Raw genomic sequence first — 23,246 nt, forward strand, 5'->3', positions numbered from 1 at the left:
CCGGTTCGCAGACCATCGACCCACTGCTGCAGCCGCACCACCCGCACCCTGACCGCCCGCCCTTCCCAGGTCCCTGCCGCCGATCCTCGCCCTCCGCCGCTCGTGCCTCGACCCTGGCGATTCGTCCCGCCAGCCCGCGCACCTGCTGCGGTACGGTCGCCCCGGCTGGAGTTTGACACCTCACTTCGTGATTTCCCCGTAACGACGAGGTTTGCTGAGGGCGCGGAAGGGGCGTACCACTACGCGGCTTGGGTCGGGAACAGCTCTTCGACGCGGTTGGGTGGCCGGATGCCCAGGATCCGGAAGACCGCCGGGGCGGTGCCCTCCAGCTCCGTGCGCAGCAGGTAGCGCTTCGCCTTGATCTGCAGCGGGACCGCCTTGAGCTTCTCCAGGTCCGTCAAGGCCTGGCGGTAGGAGACCGCCTCCCCCAGCTTGTGGCGCAGGTACGACTCCAGGACGAAGGCGAGGAAGCAGACGGCCACATGGCCCCGCACGTGCTCGTCAGTCCACACGTAGACCGGCCGAATCTCCAGGGAGCTTTTGAGGTCCCGGAAGGCCCGCTCGACGCGCCAAAGCGTCTTGTAGCTCTGCGCCACCTCGGCGGCGTCCCGGTTCGTGTTGGTCAGCACCACGAACTTCCCGTCGTAGCGAGCACCCGCCTCGATGGCGGCCTCGTTGATCTCCACGGCGTCCCGGTGGACCTTCAGGTAGCGCCGGTAGCGGCTGTGGCGGATGAGATCGCCGGGGCTCCCCTCCTTCAGCGCCTGACGCAGGCGGGCCACCACCTCTTCGCGGACCTGCCGGTCGTGCTCGGCCGCCTCGGGGTTGGAGGCCAGGATGTAGCGACGCCCTTCGCGGACCACCTCTTTGACCTTCAACGTGGGGCTGACGACCCGGTAGCGCCCGGGGCAGCCGACCACCTCGTCCCGCACCACCCGCGCCCGCCGCATGCGCATGCCCACGATGTACTCAAGGCCCGCCTGCTCCAGCGCCTCCAGCGTGCGCCCGCCGACGGCGCCCCGGTCCGCCACGAAGAGGACCTTCTGGAAGGCGAACCGGTGCTTGAGCTGCCCGATGATGGCCCGCGTCGCTGTCACGTCGTTGAGGTTGCCGGGATAGACCGCATGGGCCAAGGGCCACCCGTCCCGGGTGAGCAGCACCCCCACCACCATCTGACGGCGGTCGGTGCGTTTGTCCTTGGCGTTGCCAAACTGCGCCAGCTTCTCGGGCCCCCGGCCTTCGAAGCGCACCGTCGTGGTATCCCAGAGGACAAGTTCCAGGTCCTGGTTGAACAGGTCGGTGAACCGGGCGAACAAGAAGTCCTCGACCCGGTGGGCAAAGCGGTGCACGTACGTGAGCGCCCGGTAGAAGTGGTGCAGCTTCAGGCCAGCAAAGCGGGGCTCCCAGATGGTGGGCAGCCACTCCTCGACCAGGCTCTTGCGGGAGGCAGGATCCATCAGCCGGTTGAGCACCATGGCGAACACGGCCTCCGGCAGGTCGAACTCGACCAGGGTCTCCTCCCACAGCCACCCCCAAAGGCGGGCCAGCCCCAGCTCCTCCCACAGCCGGCGGAAGACCAGCACCGGCCCCCAGGTCAGCCCGCCTTCGCCCTTGAGGTCCTTCTGGAGGTTCAGGACGGTGAGCTTGCCGGCAAACTGGCTGAGGGCCTCCAGGATGGCATCGACCCGGGCCCGGCCCTCGGGCTGGTCCCAGCGGCCGATGGTGGCGATGACCCGCTGGCGGGGTTTGCCGTTGACCCGGATCGCCTCGATGACCTGCAGGTACTGGCGCACCGTGCCGTCCTTGTTGCGCTGCTGGTTGACCCGGACAAACATGACACTTCCATGATGAGCCATCATGGCCATCCGTGTCAATATCCGAGCGCTACATCACGCGTCGAACGTAGCATTACACTCGCGGCGTTTTTCGGGAGGGCCTGCGCGTCATGACGGGCTTTGAGGGCATCGAGGTATCCCAACAAGGCCCACCACTGTAAAACTCCAGCCCGGCAAGGCACGTACGGGCACTTCAGCATTCGCCATCCTGTCGTCCGTGGGACTATTGCTTCGGCAGGTGCTCAAAGCTCTGCCAGGCGGCCGCGCGGTCTCGGCCTCTCGGTTTAGCTACCGCGGGCAGGACGCAGACGTCGCCTGCATCCTGGATTGGTGAGCAACGTGGAGAGGGGCGAGAACCGTCCACTGGGCACCGTTCGTGGGCCTGGGTTTGAATCCCGGTCGAGTTTTCGTCGCCGAACCTTCGAGCAAAGGCGACAAACGCCTCGCAAGCCACCCACGGGAGACGGCAGCGGTCGCTGAATGCGCCTCCGCGAAGCGTCGGTTGTTAGTCGCGCTCCGATTCACCCGAAGATGGGGGCCAGCTCCAGCGTGAACCCCGGCAACTCCGGCTCCAGCGTCACGCGGACAGCCTCCCGGTAGCGATCTACCTCTCGGCCAGGACGGTGTAGCTCGACCGCCTGCCCTTCCGGGTCGATGAGGACGGCCAATTGTGCCCCGTTGGCGAGGTAACTGTGCATCTTCTCCCGCAGCTCGACCAGCGTGTTGGAGGCCGAGCGCACCTCGAAGACCACGTCAGGGCACAGGGGTGGAAAGCCCTCCCGAGCTTCCCGAGATAACGCCTCCCAGCGCGCCCGTCGCACCCAGGAGGCGTCCGGAGAAAGAAGGGCACCGTCCGGCAGCTTGAACCCCGTCGAGGAGTCGAAAACGTACCCTAGACCTGTTCGGGCGTTCCAGTTGCTCAGCTGCCTCAACACCTCGGCACTGCGCCTGCCACTTTCGCCTCCCGTCGGGCTCACGACCAGCCTCCCGTCCGCGGTGCGTTCGAACTGATAGCCGGGGTTGCGCTGGGAAAGGGCCAGCAGTTCCTCATCCGTGACCCGGCGCATCAGGTCGAGTTTGATGGCCATCCTCACCCTCCCCCTTCGTCGGGGCCGACAGGAAAAGGCGGAGAGCTTTCCATCGCCTGCGCGGCGTAAAGGAGGACCTCCCGGATGTCCTCGGGTTCGAGATCGGGGTACGCCTCGAGGATTTCCCGCTCCGACATCCCGTCCGCCACCATGCCCACCACCGTCGCGACCGGGATGCGCAGGCCTCGAATGCAGGGCACCCCGCCCATCTGGCGCGGGTCCACCGTAACGCGGCTAAACCGCACATCCCGTCCCTCTGTGTCTACGTCTTCGCCCCCCAGTCGGCATGTCCTCAGTCGGCCGGTCGGGGCCGTAGCCCAGGAGTTCCAGAACGCGTTCCGGGACCGGGGCCAGGGAGGACCTGCCGGCCGCGTGCACGACCGGCGCGTTCCGCCCCCCCCTTGCGACGAGGCTGAGCGAACTTGCAACGGCGTGTATAAGCCTGAGTCGATATCGCAGGCCAGCCAACCCTCTTCGGCCAGACCGGCGAGTTCGGCTCGGGGACCGGACGCGTTCGACCGGCCCTCGACTCGAGCTGCCTTCCGCGGTCCCACCCTTCGGCGTCTTCGGCTTCGCATGGGGTAGACAGCCTCGCAGAACTTACCCGGAGCCTTGCCAACGATCCCGTGCTGCCGGAGTGAGTATACCATGTCCGGACGCGGCGCTGTCCGAGTCCCGATCCCCTCCTGCCCCCTCCCGCGAGCTGTTCGGGCACGGGCCAGCGGCTCGTGTTCGTCGATGAACTCCCGAGACAAGGCGTTGTCCATCTTTACGAGCTACCAGGTCGCCCACTCCAGGGACTCGGGCCCACTTCACCGCCGATGTCGGGCTTCGCCGGGCAGCTGAAAGGAGACCATGCGCCTTTCCCCATCGTCCCTCGCGTCGCTACCCATGTGCCACAGCCACGTCCGCATCCCGGTGCATCGGCGCCGCTGCCGGCAGTGCCACCGGACCGTCTCGTTTCCGCCCGCCTTCCTGCGGCCCCGCCAGGGACTGATGCAGGCGCAGCTGCTGCCCGCCGAGGCGGCCTGTTGGACATGGTGACGCTGCCGCTTCAGGGCGACCCGGCCTGGTCTCAGCCCGCCCGCAGACTCCCCACACCCTGGCGCCTTCCCGATCCAGCGGGCTCCGGGGAGACTGGAAGCAAACCCCACGCCAGGGGGTGAGCTTCCATGGCCCCATGGCCCGACGAGACGCTGGCGTTGTTTCGCTATGCCCTCATCGCCCCGCTGCTGGACCCGACATCCGGACGCCATCCTCGTGACCGGCGACGGCATCGAGCTCCTGACCTGCTACGGCAACATGTCGGGCCGGCCGGCTGCCGGGCCGCCGCAGCACTTTTTGTACTTTCGCCCGCTGCCACACCAGCACGGCTCGTTGCGGCCCGGGGGCCAGGGCACGGCCATCCCCCGCGCCGAAATGAGCGCCGCGTAGGCCGCTACGGATTCGGGTCTAGACGGGTCACGGCCTTCGCGCCGGGCCCACTCGACGAGTTCGTCCACCGCGATGGGGGCCAGCGCCGGGCTTTGGCCGAGTTCCTTCAGCCGGACGAGAGCGTTTTGGACGGCGCGCCGGTGTGCCTCGTAGCTACGCTTTTCCGGCACCTCCCGCCACTGAGGCCACCGGGCCAGGGCAGCTTCCAGCTCGTCCGGCGGAAACCACGCCACCGCCGGCTGCACCCGTTGCCGGCCGCCCACGGGGAGCAACGACGTCTCTCCCGGCTCCTGGTGTTCGGCCAGAGGGTAGCGGTCAAGGTGGTCAGGGTCGTCAGTGCGGTCATGCTCTTCGAGAAAGCTGTCCGCTCTCCTTTCAAGGTCGTCGCACGGCCGGCCCAGCGCGGCCAGGCTCTCCCGCCGAAGGTCGGAAAGCTGGGCCACCAGCCCCTCGGGGTCGCCGGTGGCCAGCGCCAGCTCCAGGCCCCTGGTTAGCCACCGGAGCGCCACCTCGTGGTCTCCGGCCGCTTGATAAGCCATGCCGGCGTTGTTGTAGAGCCACACGTCGTCGGGGTATTCCTCGGCGAGAGTGGCGAACAGTTGATCCGCTTCCTCCCGGCGACCCAAGCGCAGCAGGTACTCCGCGATATCGGCCCTGCCGTCGGGCACGCTCCGCAGACCGGCTTGCAGAGCCCGCTGCTTGGCAACGATGGCTTCCTCCAGCCGGCCGGCCCCCGCGTAAGCGTCCGCGAGCTCGCTGTACAGAGCGGCCATGTCGCAGACCTTCCGAGCTCCCGGAGCAGCAGCCAGCTCGTCGAGAAGGCCAACTGCTTGGTCATAGTCCGGCTCAGGGCCGTGGAGCAGGGCCAGGATCCGCTGTTCCTTGCGCAGCCATTCCCTCGAGGCTTCCACAGGGCCTCCCTCCCTGGCCGAGCGGCGGTCGACTTGGGCACGACGTCGGGGCGAAGGCGCTTTTCCAGCGCTCCTCCTACCTTTCGGCCCCAACCTTACCTCACTTCGGTGGCCAGGGCAATCTCAACGGCGCTTCCGGTTACGTCGTGCGTCGGCTTACGAGCCCGACCCAGCCTGCCGACACGAGGCCGGGGGTTCGGGGTGTGGTACGATGAGGCCGGAAACTTCAGGGACAGTCCCGAGTTACGAACGGGTGCGAGAGGAAGTTGGGTGAAATGCCTGAACTCACGGTCGTCTTGCCCGACCATGTTTCGAGGGATGAGGCCCTTCTTTACCTCGCGATGAAACTTTACGAGGCACGTAAGCTTTCACTGGGCAAGGCCGCCGAGCTGGCCGGTTATTCCGTCCGGGCGTTCGTAGAGATCCTCAACAAGCACGGGATCTCGGTTTTCCGTTACCCGCCCGACGAGCTCGACAAGGACGTGCAGCATGCCCTCGATCCTCATCGTGGATAGCTGGGGCTGGTGGACGGCGTCGGCGCGTACTCTTTGAAACCCTTTCAATGGCCGCCAGGAGTGAGCACAGCCTTCGGGCTTGAGTCTCGCCTTCGACGCTCTCAGAAGGCGCTGTCCCTTCTCGATGATGTGCTCTCTGAGGGAAGGAGAAGCCTCATCGAGGTCCACCACGTCGACGGGGATGCCGCACGTCGCGTCGAGCGCGGCCAGCGCTGCGTAGACGGAAGTTCCGGGCCGCCGATCCGCCATGAGCGCCCGTGACGACAGCATTTCAGGGGGATTCAACGAGCATCCTCGGGCTACCGGGTATCGGTCGGCAACCCGAGCCGGTATGCGGGACGGGCCGGCGACCGCGTAGGGAGGCGAGGAAGATAGCGTCCAAGCTGCGCCGCCACGGACGGGACTCGTGGAGGAAAGCCGAGATCCTGGGTAACTGCATGGCAGCCCCCCACCCCAGCGTCCAGCGGCGGGTACAGGGCGGTGTGCGCGCCGGCTACTCACGGTAGGTCGTCACCGGGGGGGGGCGATGAGCGTGGGAAAGCGGGCAGGCTCGCGCTGGGAGGGAACGCCCACCAGCAGCACCGGCCGATCTCCCTCGTGCCCATGGCCGGGCGGAAGGCGCTGCCCAGGTCCGCTCACAGGGGCGCCCCCGGCTCGGGCTTTACCGGCTAACCACCTGGGACCTCCCCCTCGGGCCACATCCCAGCGCACCGGTACCATCCGCTGGCGGAGAGCCCCCAGGTAGTCAGCCAGCTCCTCAGCAGGAATCTCTTTTTCGACTTCCTTCAGGGCCCGGTCTGGGTCCTCTCCTCCGGCGTCCAGCCACGCCCGGTCGTCGTCGGAAAGCTCGTCCGGTAGGGTGGCCGGCCCCTCATCCACCGTCTGCCCGCCCCGCCCCAGCTGGTGGACATACAGGAAGGCCTCCAACGCCTCGGTCCGGATCCGCCACAACAGGCCCAGCTCCACGATCGGGAGGCGCTCTTCCATCCGCCATCGGTAGACGGTCCGCTCGGTCATGCGCACCTGTTCGGCCACCTGTTCGGGGGTTAAGAGGCGGTCCGTCATGGGCGTCGTCTCCCTTCATGTGTTGCGGCCAGTGCACCATTGACCCTGGGGCGGGCAGGAAATATCCGCCCCCCAACGAACCCTCTGCTCCGAACTTGACGCCGACGAGTTCGGAGATCTGGCGGCGGCACACGGGGGGAACTTTCGTTGCTCCGGCTAGGGAAAGTGGTGCTGGGCGTCGGTCTCGCATCCGTCTTTTTTGCCGTCGGAGCCGAGGTGTTCATGATATCGCGGCCGTTTGAAAAGGCGCCAGGCGTCTCTCCGGGGGACGTCGGTCTGGCCTACGAGGATGTGGTGATCGACGGGGCCGGCGGGGTAGAGCTGCGAGGCTGGCTCCTCCCCGCGCGAGGTGCGCGGCGGTCCGTGATCTTGGCACCGGCGGGGGGCGAGAATCGCGCCGAGATCGGCGGGGATACGTCCTTGCCGCTCATACGTAAGCTGGTGGAACACGGCTTCACCGTGCTGGCTTTGGACATGCGAGGGTATGGGCTGTCGGGAGGACGGCCTACGTGGGGTTTCCTGGAATCGAACGACTTGGAGTCGGCCGTCCGGTTCATGAATGCGAGAGGGTATCCCAACGAGGCTGTCGCCGTAGTTGGCTTCTCCATCGGAGGTGTGGCTGCGTTACGGCTGGCCGGGCGGCTACCGGAGTTGGGAGCCGTCGTCGCGGATGGCGCGTTGCCCAGCGTCCGCTGGACGGTGCGCGCGGTGCTCCCTTGTTGCGACGCAGCAATTTCCCCGTTGGTGCGTCTGTGGGCAAGGGTGCTCCTCGGTGTGGATGTGGACGAGATCCAACCCGTCGAAGACTTGGCGAGGTTGGACGGGCGCAGGGTGATGCTCGTATACGGGTCGGAAGACGAGCTGGCAAAGGCGGGTGCGCCTGCAGTCATGCAAGCTGCCAACCCGCAGGCGACGGTCGTCGTGGTCCCAGGTGCTCGGCATATCCAGGCCTATCGGATCAACCCGGAGGCGTACGGTGAACGCCTGGTTCGCTTCCTGGATGACGCTATGGGGAGGCCTCTCGCGCCTGAAGGGGCCGGGTCCAGCGTCCGCCCGCGCTAGCCACAGGGCTTAGGACTCGGCTCCCTCTCGCGCAGCATGGGCTGTACGGGCAGCCCTGCGCTCGGCGATGATAAACGACCCTAGCACGACCGATGCGGCCAGGACTTGCCCCAGAATGGTCTCTCGTGTCGGGAACACTGCAAACCAAGTTTGAACCCACTCCGGTATGGGTACGTGGAGCTCCGTGGCGGGGATCCATCCCGCAAGCTGCATCTCCTGCGCCTGTTCACCGACCATCACCAAGAACACGAGTCCAAGCATGGCTCCCGTCAGCACCAGCATCTTCTGATACGGAAGTCGTTGGTGTGCGACCATCGTGAGGAAGCCAGCGATCACCGTCAGGACAAACCCTACCCCCGCGCCCCAGATGACCGTACTCATGCCCCGCTGCAGCCTGGTATCTTGCAGAAACAGAACGGTTTTGAACCCCTCTCGGAAGACGGCGCTGAGGCCAAGGACGATCAATCCCACGACGACTCGGTTTCTGGAAATGAGGTTGGCTTCGGCTTTTTCGGTTAGCGCTTGCTTGATCTTCATATGAGCAGATATCCAGCCGGTCCAGTAAAGCCTGTGGAAGAACCAGTTCATAACTAAGACGAGCACTAGCACAGCTGATATGAACGAGGCCGTCAACCCCCGGTGTGATCCGCCGGGGTGGAGCCGGGCCGGGGATGTCGTCGACGGTTGGCACTCTGATATCCGCGGGTTGGCTACCGCACTTTACGCCATCCGTCGGGGAGCTGCCTCGAACTAGAGGCGCACGTACGGCTCAAGCGCCGTGTGCATAGCAGTCTCGAGGGTTCCCCCCACCGGTCCCCGGTCGCGTCCGGCTCACCCGGTCGGCTGGATCCGTGGTGAGACCTCCGAACGCCGCCGCTTGCCTCCGGATCGTCAGGTCAGGCTACCACCCCGTTCCGCTGCGCCTCCACGTGGCAGGCAATGGCCCAGGCAAACCCCAAGAGCTCTCGGGCTACGGCGGTCACGGCGACGGCCGAAGCCTTTCCTCGGCTCAGCAGGCGCCAGTACTTGCGATGCAGCCGTTCCTGCGCCTTGAGGGAAACTCGGAGCACTTCGGGGTCGGCCCCCTGTTGCCTGGCCCGCAAGGGCGCCTTGACGGCGGGCCGGTGCCGATAGGCCCAGGCCGCCTCCCCCAGCACAAAGCGCACGTGGGCATTGCCGGTCTTGGTGATGCCCCCGCGCCGGGTCTGCGCCCCGCTGGAAAACTCCCGCGGCACCAGGCCCGCATACGCCATGAGTTGAGCGGGGCTTCGAAAACGCGAGAACTCCCCGATCTCGGCCACCAGCGTGACCGCCGTGACCTCTTGCACCCCTCGGAGCGCCTGGAGGGCCTGGATGACCGGTGCGTGCCGACCTTCGGTGGCCATCGCATGGATCTCGGCCTCCAGGCGTTCGACCCGGGCCTGCAACTCGTGCACGGCATGCAGGTACTCCTGGAAGGCCACCTGGGTGGCCCGGTGGGGGAAGCTCAGCGTGTCCAGCCAGCGCATGAACATCCGGGACCACCGGGTGGTCCCTTTGGGTGCCGGTACGCCATGGCGCAGCAAAAAGCTGGTCAGCTCCTGGCGGGCGCGCCGCAAGTCGCGCTTGGCGCCTTCCCGGGCCCGCACCAGATCCCGCAGCGCCTCTTCTTCTTCGCCGGGCACCCAGACCGGCGTCAGCTCGCCGGCTCGCAGCAGCTGCGCCAAGCGCACCGCGTCCCGCCGGTCGGTCTTCACCTGGTCGCCGGGCCGCACCGGAGTGAGCGATGGGGCCACCACCACGCATCGGACCCCCAGCCCGGTCAACAGCCGATACAGTCCGTAGCCGGTCGGCCCTGCCTCGTAGCAAGTCAACAACCCCTCCGGCTGGCCCAAGCGCCGGACCAGCTTACGCACCGCCTCTGGGGTGTTGGGCACGCTCCCCAGGTACCGGGCCGGGGCCGTCCCCCGCTCGGCCACGGCCACCGCGATGGCCTCCTTCGACACGTCCAGACCCACGAACTTCATGATAGAATCCATTTGCCGGCTCCCTTCACGTGTAGCTCTGCGTCCCCCTGGGGACGTAACCTACGTTCGTCGTGAACGGGGGCCGGCCTCGTTCATCGTAACTAGTGTCGCGTAACGGAAGTGCGTTTTCTTCAAATCACCGCTCTCGCGCCCTGGCTTTGGCCAGGATTTGATCGGGGGTCTTGACCCAGACAAACGGCTTGGCATCCTCCTTCCAGGCTTCGATGAATCGCCGGATGGTGGGCGACCAGCATGTCGACGTCGTAAAAGTTGCCCCGGCGCAAAGCCTGGCTCTGCAGGATGCGGAGTACGACCCAAACCGACCACCGCATGCGATCCATGCCGACCACCGGATACGATTCATGCCGACCAGCGATTCCGGAGCAAGCCGACCACCGCTTGCGAAACATGCCGACCACTTTGACCGGCACCCCGGATTCGGTGGTCGCCATCGTCGTAACAGGTGGACGACATGAATCGGAACGAGTGGACGGCATGAATCGTAACGGGTGGTCGATTTCGTCGGAATACGCAAGGATCCCGAACCAAATCTCCACCATGTTGAGCCAGGAGGCGCCCGTAGGCGTGAAGTGCAGCGGTCGCGTCGCCCCGGAGTGCCGGGCGTATACGACATCTGGTGCGCTCCCCACGAGATGTACGGGATGGTGATGCGCATCGTCGTCGGTTCTGCCGTAGGCCCGGGTACCACGCCCCCCCCGGCTAGCCGGGGGGGGGGCCTCCTGGAGATCCCGACGCTCAAGCTACGCTCGAGATCCCCTCCCTGAAGTGCTCAAAGAGCGGGAGGCACGACATGAGTCGCCTGTCGCACGCAGAGCCTGCGTGGGCCGAGCGGTCCGACGGCGACATCATTCCCTACGGGGAGGCCGACCGCGTCGCGCTGCTCGCGACCCTGCTACCGGGGTAGCCTGGGGCTGGTAACCATAGCGGCGAAGACAAGTCGGGCTTTCCGCGGGTCCTCAGTGAACTCCCATGGCGTCAAGAACGACCAGACCCTCCACGTGCTCGAAGTGCCGGGCATTATGCGTCAGTACGGCCGCCTGCCTGGCCATGGCCGATGCGGCGATGGCCGCGTGGGGAAGGTGTATGGTGATGCCACGCCGCCGAAGGCGTTGCAGAATCGAGCCTGCCTGCCACGCGATCTTGCCGTCGAACGGGACCTCTTCGAGGGACTCAATCAGCGAGCGGGTCGAGGGCTCCTCGTGCGGCTGCATTGCTTGAGTGATCTCGAGGACGGACAGAGGGGAAACCAAGGGGATGCCCAGGGTAGCCGCCCACGAAAGTAAGACCTCGCCGGTGCTGTCGCCCCGCAGGTGAAGGACCAGAACCGACGTGTCGACGAGAACCCGGGCAGGCGGAGGAAGGCGGAGATCAACCTTCACGGAACCACTCCCGCCGTAGGCCCTCTACATACGCCGCGACGCTCTCCGGCCCGGTCAGCTCGGGGTGGTCCGCCACCTTCCATGCGCCCGCGCTCTCCCGGAGTGCCGCGCGAAAACGCGTTCGTTTCAGATACTCTGAAGCGGCGTCGGAGAAGAACTGGCTGAGGTTCGGCGCTTGCCTCCTAATCTCGCTTAGCAGGTCTGCACGGACCGTGATAGTCACCCGCTTTGTCTTGGGAGTCACTGCGCTCACCCCGCGTATCGAGTATACGCGTCCTCGCGCATACCGTCAATCGGGCGCGATCACCCATGTCGCCGGACAGTGATAATGTCACCCCGTGAACGGGACTGAGATTTTGTCACCCCCCTGATGACCGGAGGGGGCCCGGGGTGGGGCCCCGGGGGGTGCCCCCCGGGGCCGACGCCCGCCCTGGCGAATGTCTCGTCCCCATGAAGGGTGACGTCTTCTTGCGTCCCGACGAGGCCCAGCGCATTCCCGTGCTCGAGCGTCTGCTCAAAGGCGAGATCACGGTATGGGAAGGAGCTCAAGCCCTCGGACTGTCCGAACGCCATGTCCTACGTCTCAAGCACGCCTTCGCCCAGCACGGGGCTGCCATCCTGGCCCACAAAAACCGCGGCCGCCGACCCAGCCATGCGGTCCCCGACGCCGTGCGCCAAACCGTCCTGGGTCTGGCGCTGGATGTCTACCGGGATGCGAGCTGCCAGCACATGGCCGAACTCCTGGCCGAGTACCATCAGGTCCATCTCAGTGCCAAGACCATCGCCCGCATCCTCAAGGCGGCCGGGATTCCCTTGGCCCATACCCACAAAGCGGCCCGCCGGCGCCGCTCCCGGGAGCGGATGCCCCAAGCCGGCGCCTTGGTCCAGGTCGACGCCAGCCCGTTTGCCTGGCTGGAAGACCGCGGTCCTCACCTCTGCTTGCATGGGGCCATCGACGATGCCACCAGTCAGATTCTGGGCCTTTGGTTTCTCCTCACCGAGCAACTGATGGGCTATCTCCAGGTCCTCCGCCAGATCCTCCAGCACCACGGCGTGCCCGTGCGCCTCTACTCCGACCGCCACACCCTGTTCTTCTCCCCCAAGCAGGGCCGGCTGTCCATCGACGAGGAACTGGCTGGCCAGACGATCCCACTGACCCAGTTCGGTCAGGCCCTGCAGGCCCTCGGGATCGTCCATATCCCGGCCCGTTCCCCCCAAGCCAAAGGCCGCATCGAACGCCTCTGGCAAACCCTCCAAAGCCGCCTGGTAACCGAGCTGCGCATTGCCCGCGTCCGCACCCTGGACGATGCCAACCACTTCCTGCCCGGGTTCATCGAACGCTTCAACCGCCGCTTTGCGGTCGCCCCGAAAGACCCCCAGCCCGCCTTCCGTCCTGCCCCCAATGCCCATGAGCTTCTCACTATCCTGGCCTTGCGGGAGACGCGCAAGGCCTCCGCCGGCTCCACGATCAGCTTCCAGGGCAAGACCTATCAGCTGCTGGATGCGCACCGCCACGTGGTGCCCCTGACGCCCCGCCGGACGGTCACCGTACTGACCGGCCTGGACGGCGTGCGACGCGCACTCTACGCCGGCCAGGTCTATACCCTGCAGGAACTGGACGTCGTTACGCCCCCACCACTGCCTAACCCCACACCGGTGACGGCCCCGCCGCCATCGCCCCGCCCTACCCCTCGCTCGCCAGCCACGCACCCGTGGCGCCGGCCCTTCAAGGACATGCGCGTCCCACGCTCCCCCGCTCTGTACACTTAGCGGGATGACATAATCTCGGTCCCCATGAACGTGCGAAAGGGTGACAAAGTCACTGTCCCTTGACATCGGGCGCGATCACCCACGTAAGATGCTACCGAAAGGGCACTGGCTCACCCATCTAAGAATGTTACCGAAGGGTGGATGAGGTGCCCATGTCCCTTCGCAGCCGACGGGAGTACCTGATCGAGATGCAGCGACGCTACGCCATGCGCCGAAGCCGTCAGGAAAAGGCCCCCATCATAGACGAGGTAGTCGCCACCCTGGGCTATCACCGCAAACACGCCATCCGTTGCCTGCGTCAGCCGCCGGCGGCGGCTCGCCCGCCGGTCCGCCGTTGGCGCCCGTTGCAGTACACCGAGAGCCTGGCGGCCATTCGCCTGGTCTGGGAAGCCCTGGACTACCCGTGCGCCGAACGCCTGCATCCCGTCCTGCTGGCCACGGCCGAGCGTTGGCAGCACATGGGGAGCTCTGCGCCGGGCCGTGCTAGGCCGCAGTCAGCGCGTCGTCTTCGACGCTCTTTGCACCGTGCTGGGGGAGTGGCCGTACCCGGTCTGGGCCCTGCACACGGACAATGGCTCCGAGTTCCTCAGCCACCACCTGATCCGTTTTGCCCGCGAGCACGGCCTGCGGTTCGAACGGGGCCGCCCATACCGCAAGAACGACCAGCCCTACGTGGAGCAGAAGAACCGCCAACTGGTGCGGAAGTCGTCGGCTATGCCCGCCACGACACGCCGGCCCCCGGCGTCGTACTTGTCGGCGACCTGCTGGCGGATGAAGGAGAAGTCCACCGCCGCATCGATGCGGCGCAGGATGTAGTGGGGCGGCACCAGCTCCTCCAGGCTCACCATCTGGAAGAGGTCCGCGTGTGGCCCCGTCTTCCCGATCACGACGCTGCCCCCCGAGCCCGAACCCTTCTGGAAGGAGGGTTCACCCATCGCCCCCGAATACCTGCTCGGACCCCGACTTTTTCACCACGCTTCTGACGCTAACCCATGAACTCGCCCCGGGCCCGTCCCTCATTCGCAGCGCTGGCATACGGCAGCGGCCACTCGGCTCTCCAGGAGGAGGATGGACACATGTAGGGGCCGCCGCGCCCTGACGCCTTGGCTTGAGCTGCAGCGTGTAATCCGCTCACGCGCGGACGAGGTGGACGACGCGCTCGGCATCGGTCACTAAGAGGGACCGTCCCCGCGGTGAGAGATAGCGCGTCTGGTACTCTCGATTTCCCACGTCCTCGATGACGCCCAGGTGATACGTTTCGACGAAGGGACGCAGCTCCCCCGGCTCGAGGCCGAAGATCCAGGGTGCCCGGTTCTTAGCGGTCAAGTAGTCCATCAGCGCATCGGCTCCAGGAACGTGTGACCGGCGCTCGACGACGCTTCGTAGGACATAGGTGAACACGAGGATAGAGCCTGTGGCGCAGCCGCCCACGAAGGTCAGCGTCCTGCGCACGCGCCTCCGTGATGTACTGCGTGACGCCTTCCCAAACGAAGACGGCCGGCCGCGAACGGTCGAACCCAGCCTTGGCCAGGATGGTGCCCAAATCATCCACGTCGAAGTCGACAGGGACGAACCGCACGTTGTCCGGCAAGCTGCGCAGACAATTGCGGAGCCGGGCCTGCTTGCGCACCTGTAGCGCCGGAAGGTCGAGCTCGAACACAGTGACGCCGCCTACACCGGGCAAGCGGTAGGGCCGGGTGTCGAGCCCGGCGCCCAGGAGCACCAGCTGGTCGATACCGTGGCCTGTGCCGGACTGCACGACATCATCTATGTAGCGCGTGCGGCATACCTGGGCACCGTAGAGCCCTGGTAACATGCCTTCCATCCGCCTAACCGCAACCCTGCGCATCCAGGCTGATCGCATCAACGTTCGGATGAGCCCGCCGACCAAGTCGCCCACGACCGGATCGACAAACAGTCGGAAATGCTTCGGCTGATACTGTTCGATGAGGCGGCACGTCGCAGCGCCGAGCGCAGTGTTCCCGACGTTTTGTCCGCTCACGAGCCGTCCTCCTTTACGATCCCCACAAACTCACTCGCGATGCATCGCGCGGCTACGGCGAACCATGCCAGGGCATGCTGGACAGCCGTCGAAGTGAGGCCACGCCGTTCGCTGCCGCCCCATCGTTCCGCTCTTTGGCGGCGATGAGAAGACGCAACGTCCATCCGACGGCACTTTGCGGTTGTCATTTGATGGCATCGGCATCGACCGGCACCGCGCACACCATGCCTTCGCTGAAACCAGCCGAGCCGACCCCGAGCGCCCGGTTAAACCGGCCTCGCATGTTCTCCAAAGCGATCACGTGCGTGAGCTCCACCAGCTGCGCGTCGTCGAAATGCGTGCGCAGCTTGGCGAAGAGTTCATCGGATACCGCTACAGGCGTTCGGCTCATGGCGACCGCGTAGTCGAGGACGAGCTTCTCAATTTCGTTGAAGAGGTCGCTGGTTCGGTAGAACGGCAGCGCCAGTAGCTCCTTGTCGCTGAGGCCCACCGTCGCGCAACCTGCGAGCCCATGTCGATGCAATACTCGCAGTGTGTCATTGTGGCCGCTTTCAGCTCGGCGAGGGCCCGCAAAAACGCCACTCCCGTGGACCCGCAAAGGCCCTCCAGGGTCTGCTGGCGGCGGTGCGAGCTCCTTCACACCTCGGGGAAAAGATCGGCCACCCGCACCGAGAAGCCTGGTATGGCCGGGTCGGCCAGAGTATCGGCCGCCTCGAAGACCTGCGGCCGGTGGGGATGGGCGTAGACCATGACCCGGCGGCGGTCCGGGTCGACCAGCCATACGCTTTTCGCCCCCGCCGACAGCCAGGCTTCGATGCGTTCCTGCACCTCGCGAAAGGTGTCGTTCGGTGACAGGACCTCGATGGCGACGTCAGGGGGCATGGTATAGTAGCCTTTGGGCCGAGGGCTTGGCAGATGCTCGCGGGCGATGAAGGCCACGTCTGGGGCACGCACGGTATCGGGGTTCTGGGCCAGAAGAAAACCGGCCTCTACCAGCACTCCACCAAGACCCTGGCGGAGCACAAAGCTTCCAAGCAGCGCGGCGATGCGACCGGCGATCTCCCCATGCTCTCCGCCGGGCGGGGCCATCTCCACCAGCTCCCCTTTCACCAGCTCGTAGCGCTTACCGTCCCTGGGGAGCCGCAGGAGGTCATCGGCGGTCAACAGCGTCCGCGTCGCCATGGGCTTCCCCTCCCGACGTTCAGTATACCATCTGGACGGCTGCCCCCGAGGCCAAGGTCTGCCCGACAGGGTGAGCTGACCTGGCGCATCCGACACAGAAAGCCCGCCGCGTCGCGGATCAGGGGTACCCCTCACGGGGTACCCTTCATGCACCGCGGACCGTTGCAGGGCACCACGGTGCCTGCCGCGCAACCCCCCGCCGCCTTCCGACCGTCGCTGCTCAAGGTATGGCCGGAGGTGGGCCAGACCCTGCGGGCGCACCGGACCCGAGCCTACGAGCTCTTACCTTCGCTCCCCGGCGTCATCCGCCTCGGGCAGCGCCAGTACCGGGTCATCCGGGACGCGTTGCGGCGGCGGCTGGAGGAAGCGGCCCCGTAGAGCCGCATCCTCGGGCTACCGGGCATCGGTCGGCGGCCCGAGCCGGTATGCGGGACGGGCCGGCGACCGCGTAGGGAGGTGAGGAAGATAGCGTCCAAGCTGCGCCGCCACGGACGGGACTCGTGGAGGAAAGCCGAGATCCTAGCGCAGCTCGCCGCCGGCACGTATACCGAACCGTCAAAGCTGCGGCTGGCGGACTTCCTTGACCAATACTTCCTCCCGCAATGGAGCTGATTGCATACAATCCTGTGGCGAAGGTGAAGCCGCCGGAGGTGGTGCGCCGCCGGCCGGACGCCGTCACGAAGGAAGAGGGGTAGGCCTCCTGACCGTCGGCAGTTTTTGGCTAGTTTTCGGCTATCAGCTGGATTTTTGGTAGCTGGTTTCCAGACCCGATCCCGCAAACCCGCATAAAAAATGGTGCCGAGAGCCGGAATCGAACCGGCGACACCGGGATTTTCAGTCCCGTGCTCTACCAACTGAGCTATCTCGGCACCGCAGGACGACCCTATTTTACGGGCCACACCCCACTTTGGCAAGGGTCGGGCGGCGCGTGCAGCGAACTGGTCCGGCGGGAGGCGGTGTCCTACGGTGCAAGCTGCCTGGCCGCGCCGCGTCGTCGTCGCTCCTGACTCGTTCAAGGGCAGTGCCTCCGCCCGGGAGGTGGCCGAGGCCATCGCACGGGGGCTGTCGCGGGCCATGCCCGGCCTGAGCGTCGAGACCGTCCCCATGGCCGACGGCGGTGAGGGCACGGTAGAGGCGCTCGTCGAGGCCACGGGGGGCCGGTACGTGACCGAGACCGTCACGGGCCCGCTGGGAGAGCCGGTCGAGGCCCGCTTCGGGATGCTCGGCGACGGGCAGACCGCGGTCATCGAGATGGCGGCGGCCTCGGGGCTGCCCCTGGTGCCGGCTTCTCGGCGCAACCCGCTCGTGACCACGACGTACGGCACGGGCCAGCTCATGCGAGCCGCCCTCGACGCCGGCGCCACCCGTATCCTCATCGGCATCGGGGGCAGCGCGACGGTCGACGGCGGCGCCGGCATGGCCCAGGCTCTCGGCGCTCGGCTGCTGGACGACGAGGGCCAGCCCATCGACTTCGGCGGCGGAGCCCTTCATCGCCTGGCGCGCATCGACCTCTCGAGTATCGATCCCCGCCTCCGCTCGACCACCATCCTGGTAGCGTGCGACGTCCGCAACCCCCTGGTCGGGCCGGAGGGGGCAGCGGCCGTCTTCGGTCCCCAGAAGGGGGCGACCCCGGCGATGGTACGCACCCTCGACGACAACCTGCGCCACCTGGCGGCCGTCATCCGCCGTGACCTCGGGGTCGACGTGGCGGACCTCGCCGGGGCGGGAGCCGCCGGTGGGCTCGGCGCCGGGCTCGTGGCCTTTTGTGGCGCGCGCCTGCAACCCGGCGTGGAGCTGGTCATCCAGGCCGTCGGTCTCGAGCGTCGCTTGCAGGGCGCAGACCTGGCGGTGACGGGAGAAGGCTCCCTCGACCGGCAGACGCCCTTCGGCAAGACCCCGGCGGGGGTGGGCCGCCTCGCCCGGCGGCTCGGGATCCCCGCCATCGCCCTCGTGGGTGCCATCGGCGAGGGGGTCGACGACGCCGTCCTGGATGCCTGCGGGTTGGACAGCGTCTTTTCCATCGTCCCGGGCCCCATGCCGCTGGACGAAGCCATCCGGGGCGCGCACAGGCTGCTGGAGCAGGCCGCGTGGCGCCTGGGCCGGTGGCTGAGCCGCCGGCCGCCTCGAACGGAGGTCGCTGCCCACGAGCTCCCGTGACCCCCGGGGCGATCGGCCCCTGGACCGCCGCCTGGTCATCGCCATCGCGTACGGCGCGCTGGCCACCCTCGCCATCGCGCTGTTCGTCGTGCTCCGCTGGCCCTCGACCATCCCCGGCCGGGCCGGGCCTGCCTGGGAGGACGCCATGGCGGCGCTGATCGGCGGCGAACTGAGCGAGCGGTATCCCGGCCGGCCCATCCTGCTCGTCCCCGTGCTCCCGTTGCCCGGTGGGCCGGCTGCCCCCGCGGCGACCCGGGGCGTATCGGGGCTGGTGGTCTCGTCCTCGCAGGTCACGCATCTGCACCTGCTGGCCGCGTGGCTGGAACCGGCGTCCCCGGACCGCCCTTATCAGGTCGAAATCGAGCTCCGGAACGGCGGGGTGCTGGGCGCGGGAATGCTGCGGGTCACGGGCCGGGGACGCTGGGGGTTCGACGGGGATCTCCCCGTCGCCCTGGCAGAGGTGCGGGCCGTTCGCATCGTTCGGGATGGCCGGCCGGTGCTGCGGGGCGAGGCTCTCGCACCCTGAGCGACGCAGGCGGAAGCGAAAGGCGGGGAGCCAAGAGCGTGGACACCGAGGCGCGCATGGACACCGACACTCAGGCGTTCTTGTCGCTCTTCTTCAGCATCGAGGGCATCCTGCGTCGCCTGGCCGGCGGCCGGGAGGAGGGCTTCGCGCGCCTCGTCGCACGCGCCCGCGACCACAACGCCGTGGTGCGCCGCTTCGAACAGGAGCTGCGGGCGTTCAACGAACTGCGCAACATGCTGGTGCACGCGCCGCTCACCATCCCGGTGGCCCGCCCCTCCCCGGAGGCGGTGCGCGCCCTGCAGCGCATCTACGACCACCTGACCCACCCGCAGCTGGTGCTCCCCCGCTTTGCCCGGCAGGTGGTGAGCCTCACGGACGACCAGCCGTTCGCCGACGCCATCGAGGCCATGCACAAGACCGGGTACTCTCAGTTCCCCATTTACCGGGGGGCCGCGTTCCAGGGCCTGCTGACCGACGGGCTGATGGCCCGGTGGATCGCCGCCCGGCTCGACCACGACTTCGCCCGGCTGCTCGAGGTGCCTCTCAAGGACGTCCTCCACCAGGTGCCCGAGCGTAGCACGGTCGCCTTCGTCTCACGCCGCGCCACGGTCGCCGAGGTACGGGAGATGTTCGAGAGCCACCTGAGGCAGGGGCGCCTGCGCCTCGACGCCGTGCTCATCACCGAGACGGGCGACCCCGACCAGCCGCCGCTCGGGATCGTCACGCCCACCGACGCCATCGCCATCGTGGCCGAAGACGCCGTCCCACCGTCATAGGGCGGCACCTCCTGCTCCAGGGGGAGCCTGCCCCTGACCGGCAGGGGCGGCAAGGGGCTCAGGCGAGCCCTCCCAGGAAGTAGCCCACGGCGTAAGCGATGGCGGCCGCCAGGCCTCCGACCAGCAGCATCTCGAGGCCGGCCCGGTACCAGGGCTTGTACGTCACGAGCGAACGGGCCGACCCCACCCCGAACATGGTCAACAGGGTGAGCACGACCGCCACCTCGAACGACCGGGCCCTCAGGCCTTCCCACAGGCCCGCCAGCACGAAGGCGAGAAGCGGCACCGCCCCGCCGATGGCAAAGGCCACGAACGTGGCAAGGGCGGCATGCAGGGGATCCTTGCGCTCCGGAAGGATGTGGAGCTCTTCTCGCATCATGGTCTCGATCCAGCGCTCGCGGTCGGAGGTGATGGTGCGAACGGCGTACTCCAGCGCCTCCCCCTCGAAGCCCTTGGCCCGGTAGATCTCCCGGATCTCTTCCCTTTCCCCCTCCGGGAAATGGTCGATCTCCCAGGCCTCCCGCTCCCGCTCCTTGCGCTCGTAGTCCTGCTGGGACCGGCCGCTCAGGTAGGCGCCCGCCGCCATCGAAAAGCCGTCCCCCAGCAAGTTGGCCAGTCCCAGCACGAGCACCACGCCCGGCGACAGGGCGGCGCCCGTCACGCCGGCGACGACGGCAAAGGTGGTGACGATCCCGTCCGATGCGCCGTACACCATCTCGGCCAGGTAGCGGCCCTGCTCCTGCTGATGCGGCTCGACGGCGGAAGTGCGGATACGTTGGGTGTCGTGGGCCTGGCGGGCCTGCTCGACGTCCCCGCGCTCGTAGGCCCGGCGGGCCTGCTGCAGCCGGCTCATCCGGTGGAGCCTCCCCTCTGTCCGGCATGCTTCCACGTCGCCGGCTCACAGTCTTGCTCGCCCGGGGGAGGTCCCAACGAAAAACCGGCGCCACCGCCGCCGGGCGGATGTCGCCGGTCTCCCGCCATCTGGTCGAAACGCCACGCGCCCGCCCGCCGGGCGGGCACCTGTCTTGCTGCGGGCTTGAAGTGGCGGGACCGACGGGATTCGAACCCGCGATTTCCGGCGTGACAGGCCGGCGTGTTGAACCGCTACACCACGGCCCCGCAAATCCGATGTCCGGTCACGAAATGGTGGGCGGAAACGGGCTTGAACCGTTGACCTCCTCCTTGTAAGGGAGGCGCTCTCCCGCTGAGCTATCCGCCCACGGCGGCCGGTCGAAGCCCCCGCCTGCCGCACGGATTATCCCACACGCCCGCCGCCGGTGTCAAGGCAAGAGGCGCCCTGTAGCTGTCAAGTCCCGGTGGGCTCCCAACCCCGCCCGACCTTCACACCGTCGCCGCCCACCACACCCGGGGGCTCAAACGTCGCCGTAGCTCATCGCCCAGGGCGCTACGTCGAGCTTCGGGATGGCTCAGCAGGGGAACGTGGGCCTGGAGTCGCTGCTGGACTGCCCCCTCCACGACCCGGCGGCGGATATGGCGAGCCAGGCGTTGCAACACCGGAGCGCAGCTCGTCGCCTGCCACACCCCGGCCGTCCATTCCGCCAGCCAACTCTCCAGACGCTGCTCATGGCCCAGGCAGCGCAACAGGATCATGTGGTGTGCTCCCCGGCGCGACCAGCCGCCCCCGATGTGTTTCATCCGGGCGTTGATCAGATGCCGGATCGTCGGCTCCGCCGCCCCCAGACTCCGGGCCACGCGGGGAAGCGGCCGGCCCATCCGCCGCCAGTCCACCAACCCCTCCCGATGGGCGGCCAGGTAGGCCTTTACCTGCTCGATAGCCTCCACCGGGACGGCCCGGTCCGGGTGGACCTTGGCTTGCTCCAAAACCCCCTCCAGAGCGGCCCAGTCCCCCCGCCGGGCCGCCTTCTGCGCCCGGCGCAAAAGCCGCGTCTCCCACCCCAGCACCCGCTCCAGCGCCTCGTTGCGGTGAAAGGGATCCAGGTGCCATTCCTCGATGCCCAGCCACTCCCGGCCCGCCTGGGCCCAAGCGGCTCCGTCGCTGTTGCCCACCAGACGCTGCACCTGACCCCGCGTATAACGGCTCGTAAAGCGAACAAAACCCCGCTCCCAGAACGGCTCCGTCTCCAGATCCCCACCCCAGGCCTGCTTGCCCTGCAGCCGAAACCGGCGGCCGCGCGGATCTTCCGCAACCCAGCCCTCGTGCATGACGCCCACCTTGAACTCCCACCGCTTCGCCTTCGCCCGCTGCAGCGCCAACCAGACCCCGTCCACTTCCACCACCACCGCCGTCGCCGACCGCCCCTCGCTGGCCGGGAGCTCGCCGGTCGCCGCGATGCGTTCCGTGGCCGCCCGCTCCTGACTCTCCCGAGCGGCACCGGCCTCCTGCACCCACTGATGCACCGTCTGGGCGCTCACCGGTATCCCCTCGTCTTGCAGCACCTGCGCCGCCTTGCGAAACGACATCCGGGTCGCCAGCGCCACCGCCCGTTCCTGCACCAGAGGGCTGAAGCGCTCCTCCGCCGGCAGCCCCAACGCCTTGTCCAGCGGGCATCGGTACTCCCAGGACCCATCGGCTGCCCGCCGCCGGTACACCCGCCGCACCAACCGGTACTCGACCCCACCCAAGCCCATCACCGTCCGGCGCTGGTAGCCGACGGACTCCCACCCCGGCCCCGGCCCCTTCACGACCTCGTCCAGTCCCCGGCAGGCCGCCTCCATCGCCTCTGCCACCGCCTGGCGGACCACTTGCCAGACGAAGCGCTCCAGATCCTTGAACGACCGGATCGTCCTCGGTAGAATGAACTCAGCTTCCACCACGACCCCGCCCTCCCATAGGGGATTGCTCTGGGCGGGGTCTTTTCGTTCCCGGCTTCCAAACCCCTCCAGCCCAGGGCTGGAGGGGTTTGGCTCTCCTACCGGGTCCTGTCAGCTCCCCACTTAAACATTACGCGTAGGGCGCCCTCCGGCGCCCTCGGCGGGCGGGCCCTACTGGGGCTCCTCCACCGCCTCGATCCGGTACTGCAAGGTGCCGGCCGGCACCTCCACCGTCACCTCGTCGCCGGTGTAGTGGCCGAGCAGCGCCTGGGCCACCGGCGATCGGATGGAGATCCGGTGCTCGCCTGGGTCCGCCTCGGCCGAGCTCACGATCACGTACGACTCCTCTTGGCCCGATCCCAGGTCCCGCAGCCTCACGCGGCTTCCCAGCCGTACCTGGAGCCTCTGCCTGGCATCGACCCGGCCCTGCCGGGGGTCCAGGACCTTGGCCGTCTTGAGCGTCTTCTCCAGCTCCGCGATGCGGCCCTCGACAAAGGCCTGCTCGGCCTTTGCCGCTTCATATTCGGGGTTTTCCCACGCATCCCCGAAGTCGAGGGACTCCCGGATCCGCTGGGTCACCTCTTTGCGCTTCACCAGCCGGAGGAAGTCGAGCTCTTCACGAAGGCGGCGCGCCCCCTCCGGGGTCAGGACGAGCTCCTCCTCCAACATGTCGCGCCTCCCCTGGTTTCTTCAACCGTTTTCACGGGCATTCTTCGCCCGGAGA

At 67.4% G+C, this 23,246-nt stretch carries 22 protein-coding genes, 3 tRNA genes and 1 pseudogene; 7 read left to right on the plus strand and 19 right to left on the minus strand.

What is annotated here, in order from left to right:
- Positions 1–239: 239 nt before the first annotated feature.
- From U7230_RS08055 to U7230_RS08070, 4 genes are all read right to left on the minus strand, one after another.
- Entirely contained in the window at positions 240–1,859 is a 1,620-nt protein-coding gene (locus tag U7230_RS08055) for an IS1634 family transposase (RefSeq protein WP_324715336.1), read from the minus strand.
- A 497-nt stretch (positions 1,860–2,356) separates the two neighbouring features.
- Positions 2,357–2,923, minus strand: coding sequence for a Uma2 family endonuclease (locus tag U7230_RS08060; protein WP_324715337.1), 567 nt, complete (start codon positions 2,921–2,923; stop codon positions 2,357–2,359).
- A 2-nt stretch (positions 2,924–2,925) separates the two neighbouring features.
- Positions 2,926–3,168: a DUF433 domain-containing protein gene (locus tag U7230_RS08065; RefSeq protein ID WP_324715338.1), complete on the minus strand. Its 243-nt coding sequence runs from the start codon at positions 3,166–3,168 to the stop codon at positions 2,926–2,928.
- 1,047 nt (positions 3,169–4,215) lie between these two features.
- Complete coding sequence (locus U7230_RS08070) at positions 4,216–5,268, minus strand: SEC-C metal-binding domain-containing protein (protein WP_324715339.1); 1,053 nt, start codon at positions 5,266–5,268, stop codon at positions 4,216–4,218.
- 275 nt (positions 5,269–5,543) lie between these two features.
- Between U7230_RS08070 and U7230_RS08075 the strand changes: the two genes are divergently transcribed.
- Complete coding sequence (locus tag U7230_RS08075; RefSeq protein ID WP_324715340.1) at positions 5,544–5,783, plus strand: UPF0175 family protein; 240 nt, start codon at positions 5,544–5,546, stop codon at positions 5,781–5,783.
- A gap of 510 nt (positions 5,784–6,293) precedes the next feature.
- Here U7230_RS08075 and U7230_RS08080 read toward each other — a convergent pair.
- Positions 6,294–6,848 carry a helix-turn-helix domain-containing protein gene (locus U7230_RS08080; RefSeq protein WP_324715341.1) on the minus strand — a complete coding sequence of 185 codons (555 nt, stop codon included), beginning with the start codon at positions 6,846–6,848 and terminating at the stop codon, positions 6,294–6,296.
- A gap of 147 nt (positions 6,849–6,995) precedes the next feature.
- On the opposite strand from U7230_RS08080, the gene U7230_RS08085 reads away from it, so the two are divergent.
- Positions 6,996–7,910, plus strand: coding sequence for an alpha/beta hydrolase (locus U7230_RS08085; RefSeq protein WP_324715342.1), 915 nt, complete (start codon positions 6,996–6,998; stop codon positions 7,908–7,910).
- Between the two features lie 9 nt (positions 7,911–7,919).
- On the opposite strand, the gene U7230_RS08090 is transcribed toward U7230_RS08085, so the two are convergent.
- The 3 genes from U7230_RS08090 to U7230_RS08100 all read right to left on the minus strand — a co-directional run bounded on the left by U7230_RS08090 (position 7,920) and on the right by U7230_RS08100 (position 11,316).
- A complete protein-coding gene (locus U7230_RS08090) occupies positions 7,920–8,447 on the minus strand; it encodes an FTR1 family protein (RefSeq protein ID WP_324715343.1) in 528 nt (175 codons plus the stop codon).
- Between the two features lie 359 nt (positions 8,448–8,806).
- A complete protein-coding gene (locus U7230_RS08095) occupies positions 8,807–9,928 on the minus strand; it encodes an IS110 family RNA-guided transposase (RefSeq protein WP_404980492.1) in 1,122 nt (373 codons plus the stop codon).
- 965 nt (positions 9,929–10,893) lie between these two features.
- A complete protein-coding gene (locus tag U7230_RS08100) occupies positions 10,894–11,316 on the minus strand; it encodes a PIN domain-containing protein (RefSeq protein WP_324715345.1) in 423 nt (140 codons plus the stop codon).
- A 450-nt stretch (positions 11,317–11,766) separates the two neighbouring features.
- Here U7230_RS08100 and U7230_RS08105 point away from each other — a divergent pair, with 450 nt between their 5' ends.
- Positions 11,767–13,086, plus strand: coding sequence for an ISNCY family transposase (locus U7230_RS08105; protein WP_324715346.1), 1,320 nt, complete (start codon positions 11,767–11,769; stop codon positions 13,084–13,086).
- 668 nt (positions 13,087–13,754) lie between these two features.
- Here U7230_RS08105 and U7230_RS08110 read toward each other — a convergent pair.
- From U7230_RS08110 to U7230_RS08130, 5 genes and pseudogenes are all read right to left on the minus strand, one after another.
- Positions 13,755–14,021, minus strand: coding sequence for a transposase (locus U7230_RS08110; protein ID WP_324718264.1), 267 nt, complete (start codon positions 14,019–14,021; stop codon positions 13,755–13,757).
- A gap of 196 nt (positions 14,022–14,217) precedes the next feature.
- Positions 14,218–14,421, minus strand: coding sequence for a hypothetical protein (locus U7230_RS08115; RefSeq protein WP_324715347.1), 204 nt, complete (start codon positions 14,419–14,421; stop codon positions 14,218–14,220).
- Positions 14,402–15,088: an SAM-dependent methyltransferase gene (locus U7230_RS08120; RefSeq protein WP_324715348.1), complete on the minus strand. Its 687-nt coding sequence runs from the start codon at positions 15,086–15,088 to the stop codon at positions 14,402–14,404. Before U7230_RS08120 ends, U7230_RS08115 begins: the two co-directional genes overlap by 20 nt.
- Before the next feature lie 184 nt (positions 15,089–15,272).
- A pseudogene (locus U7230_RS08125) lies at positions 15,273–15,658 on the minus strand (carboxymuconolactone decarboxylase family protein); the annotation flags it as partial.
- A gap of 66 nt (positions 15,659–15,724) precedes the next feature.
- Positions 15,725–16,270: a Uma2 family endonuclease gene (locus U7230_RS08130; RefSeq protein WP_324715350.1), complete on the minus strand. Its 546-nt coding sequence runs from the start codon at positions 16,268–16,270 to the stop codon at positions 15,725–15,727.
- Positions 16,271–16,417: 147 nt separating this feature from the next.
- Between U7230_RS08130 and U7230_RS08135 the strand changes: the two genes are divergently transcribed.
- A complete protein-coding gene (locus U7230_RS08135) occupies positions 16,418–16,648 on the plus strand; it encodes a hypothetical protein (RefSeq protein ID WP_324715351.1) in 231 nt (76 codons plus the stop codon).
- Positions 16,649–17,063: 415 nt separating this feature from the next.
- Here the strand turns inward: U7230_RS08135 and U7230_RS08140 are convergent.
- Positions 17,064–17,139: transfer RNA gene (locus tag U7230_RS08140), tRNA-Phe, on the minus strand.
- A gap of 97 nt (positions 17,140–17,236) precedes the next feature.
- Between U7230_RS08140 and U7230_RS08145 the strand changes: the two genes are divergently transcribed.
- The 3 genes from U7230_RS08145 (at position 17,237) to U7230_RS08155 (ending at position 19,729) form a co-directional block, all read left to right on the plus strand.
- Entirely contained in the window at positions 17,237–18,427 is a 1,191-nt protein-coding gene (locus tag U7230_RS08145) for a glycerate kinase family protein (RefSeq protein ID WP_324715352.1), read from the plus strand.
- Positions 18,428–18,572: 145 nt separating this feature from the next.
- Positions 18,573–18,953: a hypothetical protein gene (locus U7230_RS08150; RefSeq protein WP_324715353.1), complete on the plus strand. Its 381-nt coding sequence runs from the start codon at positions 18,573–18,575 to the stop codon at positions 18,951–18,953.
- A gap of 38 nt (positions 18,954–18,991) precedes the next feature.
- The gene (locus U7230_RS08155; protein WP_324715354.1) at positions 18,992–19,729 is read left to right on the plus strand and encodes a CBS domain-containing protein; all 738 of its coding nucleotides are present in this window, start codon (positions 18,992–18,994) and stop codon (positions 19,727–19,729) included.
- 58 nt (positions 19,730–19,787) lie between these two features.
- On the opposite strand, the gene U7230_RS08160 is transcribed toward U7230_RS08155, so the two are convergent.
- The 5 genes from U7230_RS08160 to greA all read right to left on the minus strand — a co-directional run bounded on the left by U7230_RS08160 (position 19,788) and on the right by greA (position 23,191).
- Positions 19,788–20,582, minus strand: coding sequence for a VIT1/CCC1 transporter family protein (locus U7230_RS08160; RefSeq protein ID WP_324715355.1), 795 nt, complete (start codon positions 20,580–20,582; stop codon positions 19,788–19,790).
- 189 nt (positions 20,583–20,771) lie between these two features.
- Positions 20,772–20,848, minus strand: a tRNA-Asp gene (locus tag U7230_RS08165).
- A 25-nt stretch (positions 20,849–20,873) separates the two neighbouring features.
- Positions 20,874–20,948, minus strand: a tRNA-Val gene (locus U7230_RS08170).
- Between the two features lie 122 nt (positions 20,949–21,070).
- Positions 21,071–22,525, minus strand: coding sequence for an ISLre2 family transposase (locus tag U7230_RS08175; RefSeq protein WP_324715356.1), 1,455 nt, complete (start codon positions 22,523–22,525; stop codon positions 21,071–21,073).
- 168 nt (positions 22,526–22,693) lie between these two features.
- Positions 22,694–23,191, minus strand: a complete 498-nt coding sequence (gene greA, locus U7230_RS08180; RefSeq protein WP_324715357.1) for a transcription elongation factor GreA — start codon at positions 23,189–23,191, stop codon at positions 22,694–22,696.
- Between the last annotated feature and the right edge of the window lie 55 nt (positions 23,192–23,246).

Origin of the sequence: Limnochorda sp. L945t (assembly GCF_035593305.1) — a bacterium.
Taxonomy (GTDB): domain Bacteria; phylum Bacillota; class Limnochordia; order Limnochordales; family Geochordaceae; genus Carboxydichorda; species Carboxydichorda subterranea.

Bases quoted from the DNA above. Each gene is read 5' to 3' on its own strand.
- U7230_RS08090 (WP_324715343.1), bottom strand. From the start codon at position 8,447: ATGAAGATCAAGCAAGCGCTAACCGAAAAAGCCGAAGCCAACCTCATT.
- greA (WP_324715357.1), bottom strand. From the start codon at position 23,191: ATGTTGGAGGAGGAGCTCGTCCTGACCCCGGAGGGGGCGCGCCGCCTT.
- U7230_RS08150 (WP_324715353.1), top strand. From the start codon at position 18,573: ATGGCGGCGCTGATCGGCGGCGAACTGAGCGAGCGGTATCCCGGCCGG.
- U7230_RS08060 (WP_324715337.1), bottom strand. From the start codon at position 2,923: ATGGCCATCAAACTCGACCTGATGCGCCGGGTCACGGATGAGGAACTG.
- U7230_RS08080 (WP_324715341.1), bottom strand. From the start codon at position 6,848: ATGACGGACCGCCTCTTAACCCCCGAACAGGTGGCCGAACAGGTGCGC.
- U7230_RS08075 (WP_324715340.1), top strand. From the start codon at position 5,544: ATGCCTGAACTCACGGTCGTCTTGCCCGACCATGTTTCGAGGGATGAG.
- U7230_RS08130 (WP_324715350.1), bottom strand. From the start codon at position 16,270: ATGGCGACGCGGACGCTGTTGACCGCCGATGACCTCCTGCGGCTCCCC.
- U7230_RS08160 (WP_324715355.1), bottom strand. From the start codon at position 20,582: ATGAGCCGGCTGCAGCAGGCCCGCCGGGCCTACGAGCGCGGGGACGTC.
- U7230_RS08110 (WP_324718264.1), bottom strand. From the start codon at position 14,021: ATGGGTGAACCCTCCTTCCAGAAGGGTTCGGGCTCGGGGGGCAGCGTC.
- U7230_RS08105 (WP_324715346.1), top strand. From the start codon at position 11,767: ATGAAGGGTGACGTCTTCTTGCGTCCCGACGAGGCCCAGCGCATTCCC.
- U7230_RS08055 (WP_324715336.1), bottom strand. From the start codon at position 1,859: ATGATGGCTCATCATGGAAGTGTCATGTTTGTCCGGGTCAACCAGCAG.
- U7230_RS08095 (WP_404980492.1), bottom strand. From the start codon at position 9,928: ATGGATTCTATCATGAAGTTCGTGGGTCTGGACGTGTCGAAGGAGGCC.
- U7230_RS08135 (WP_324715351.1), top strand. From the start codon at position 16,418: ATGCACCGCGGACCGTTGCAGGGCACCACGGTGCCTGCCGCGCAACCC.
- U7230_RS08115 (WP_324715347.1), bottom strand. From the start codon at position 14,421: ATGGACTACTTGACCGCTAAGAACCGGGCACCCTGGATCTTCGGCCTC.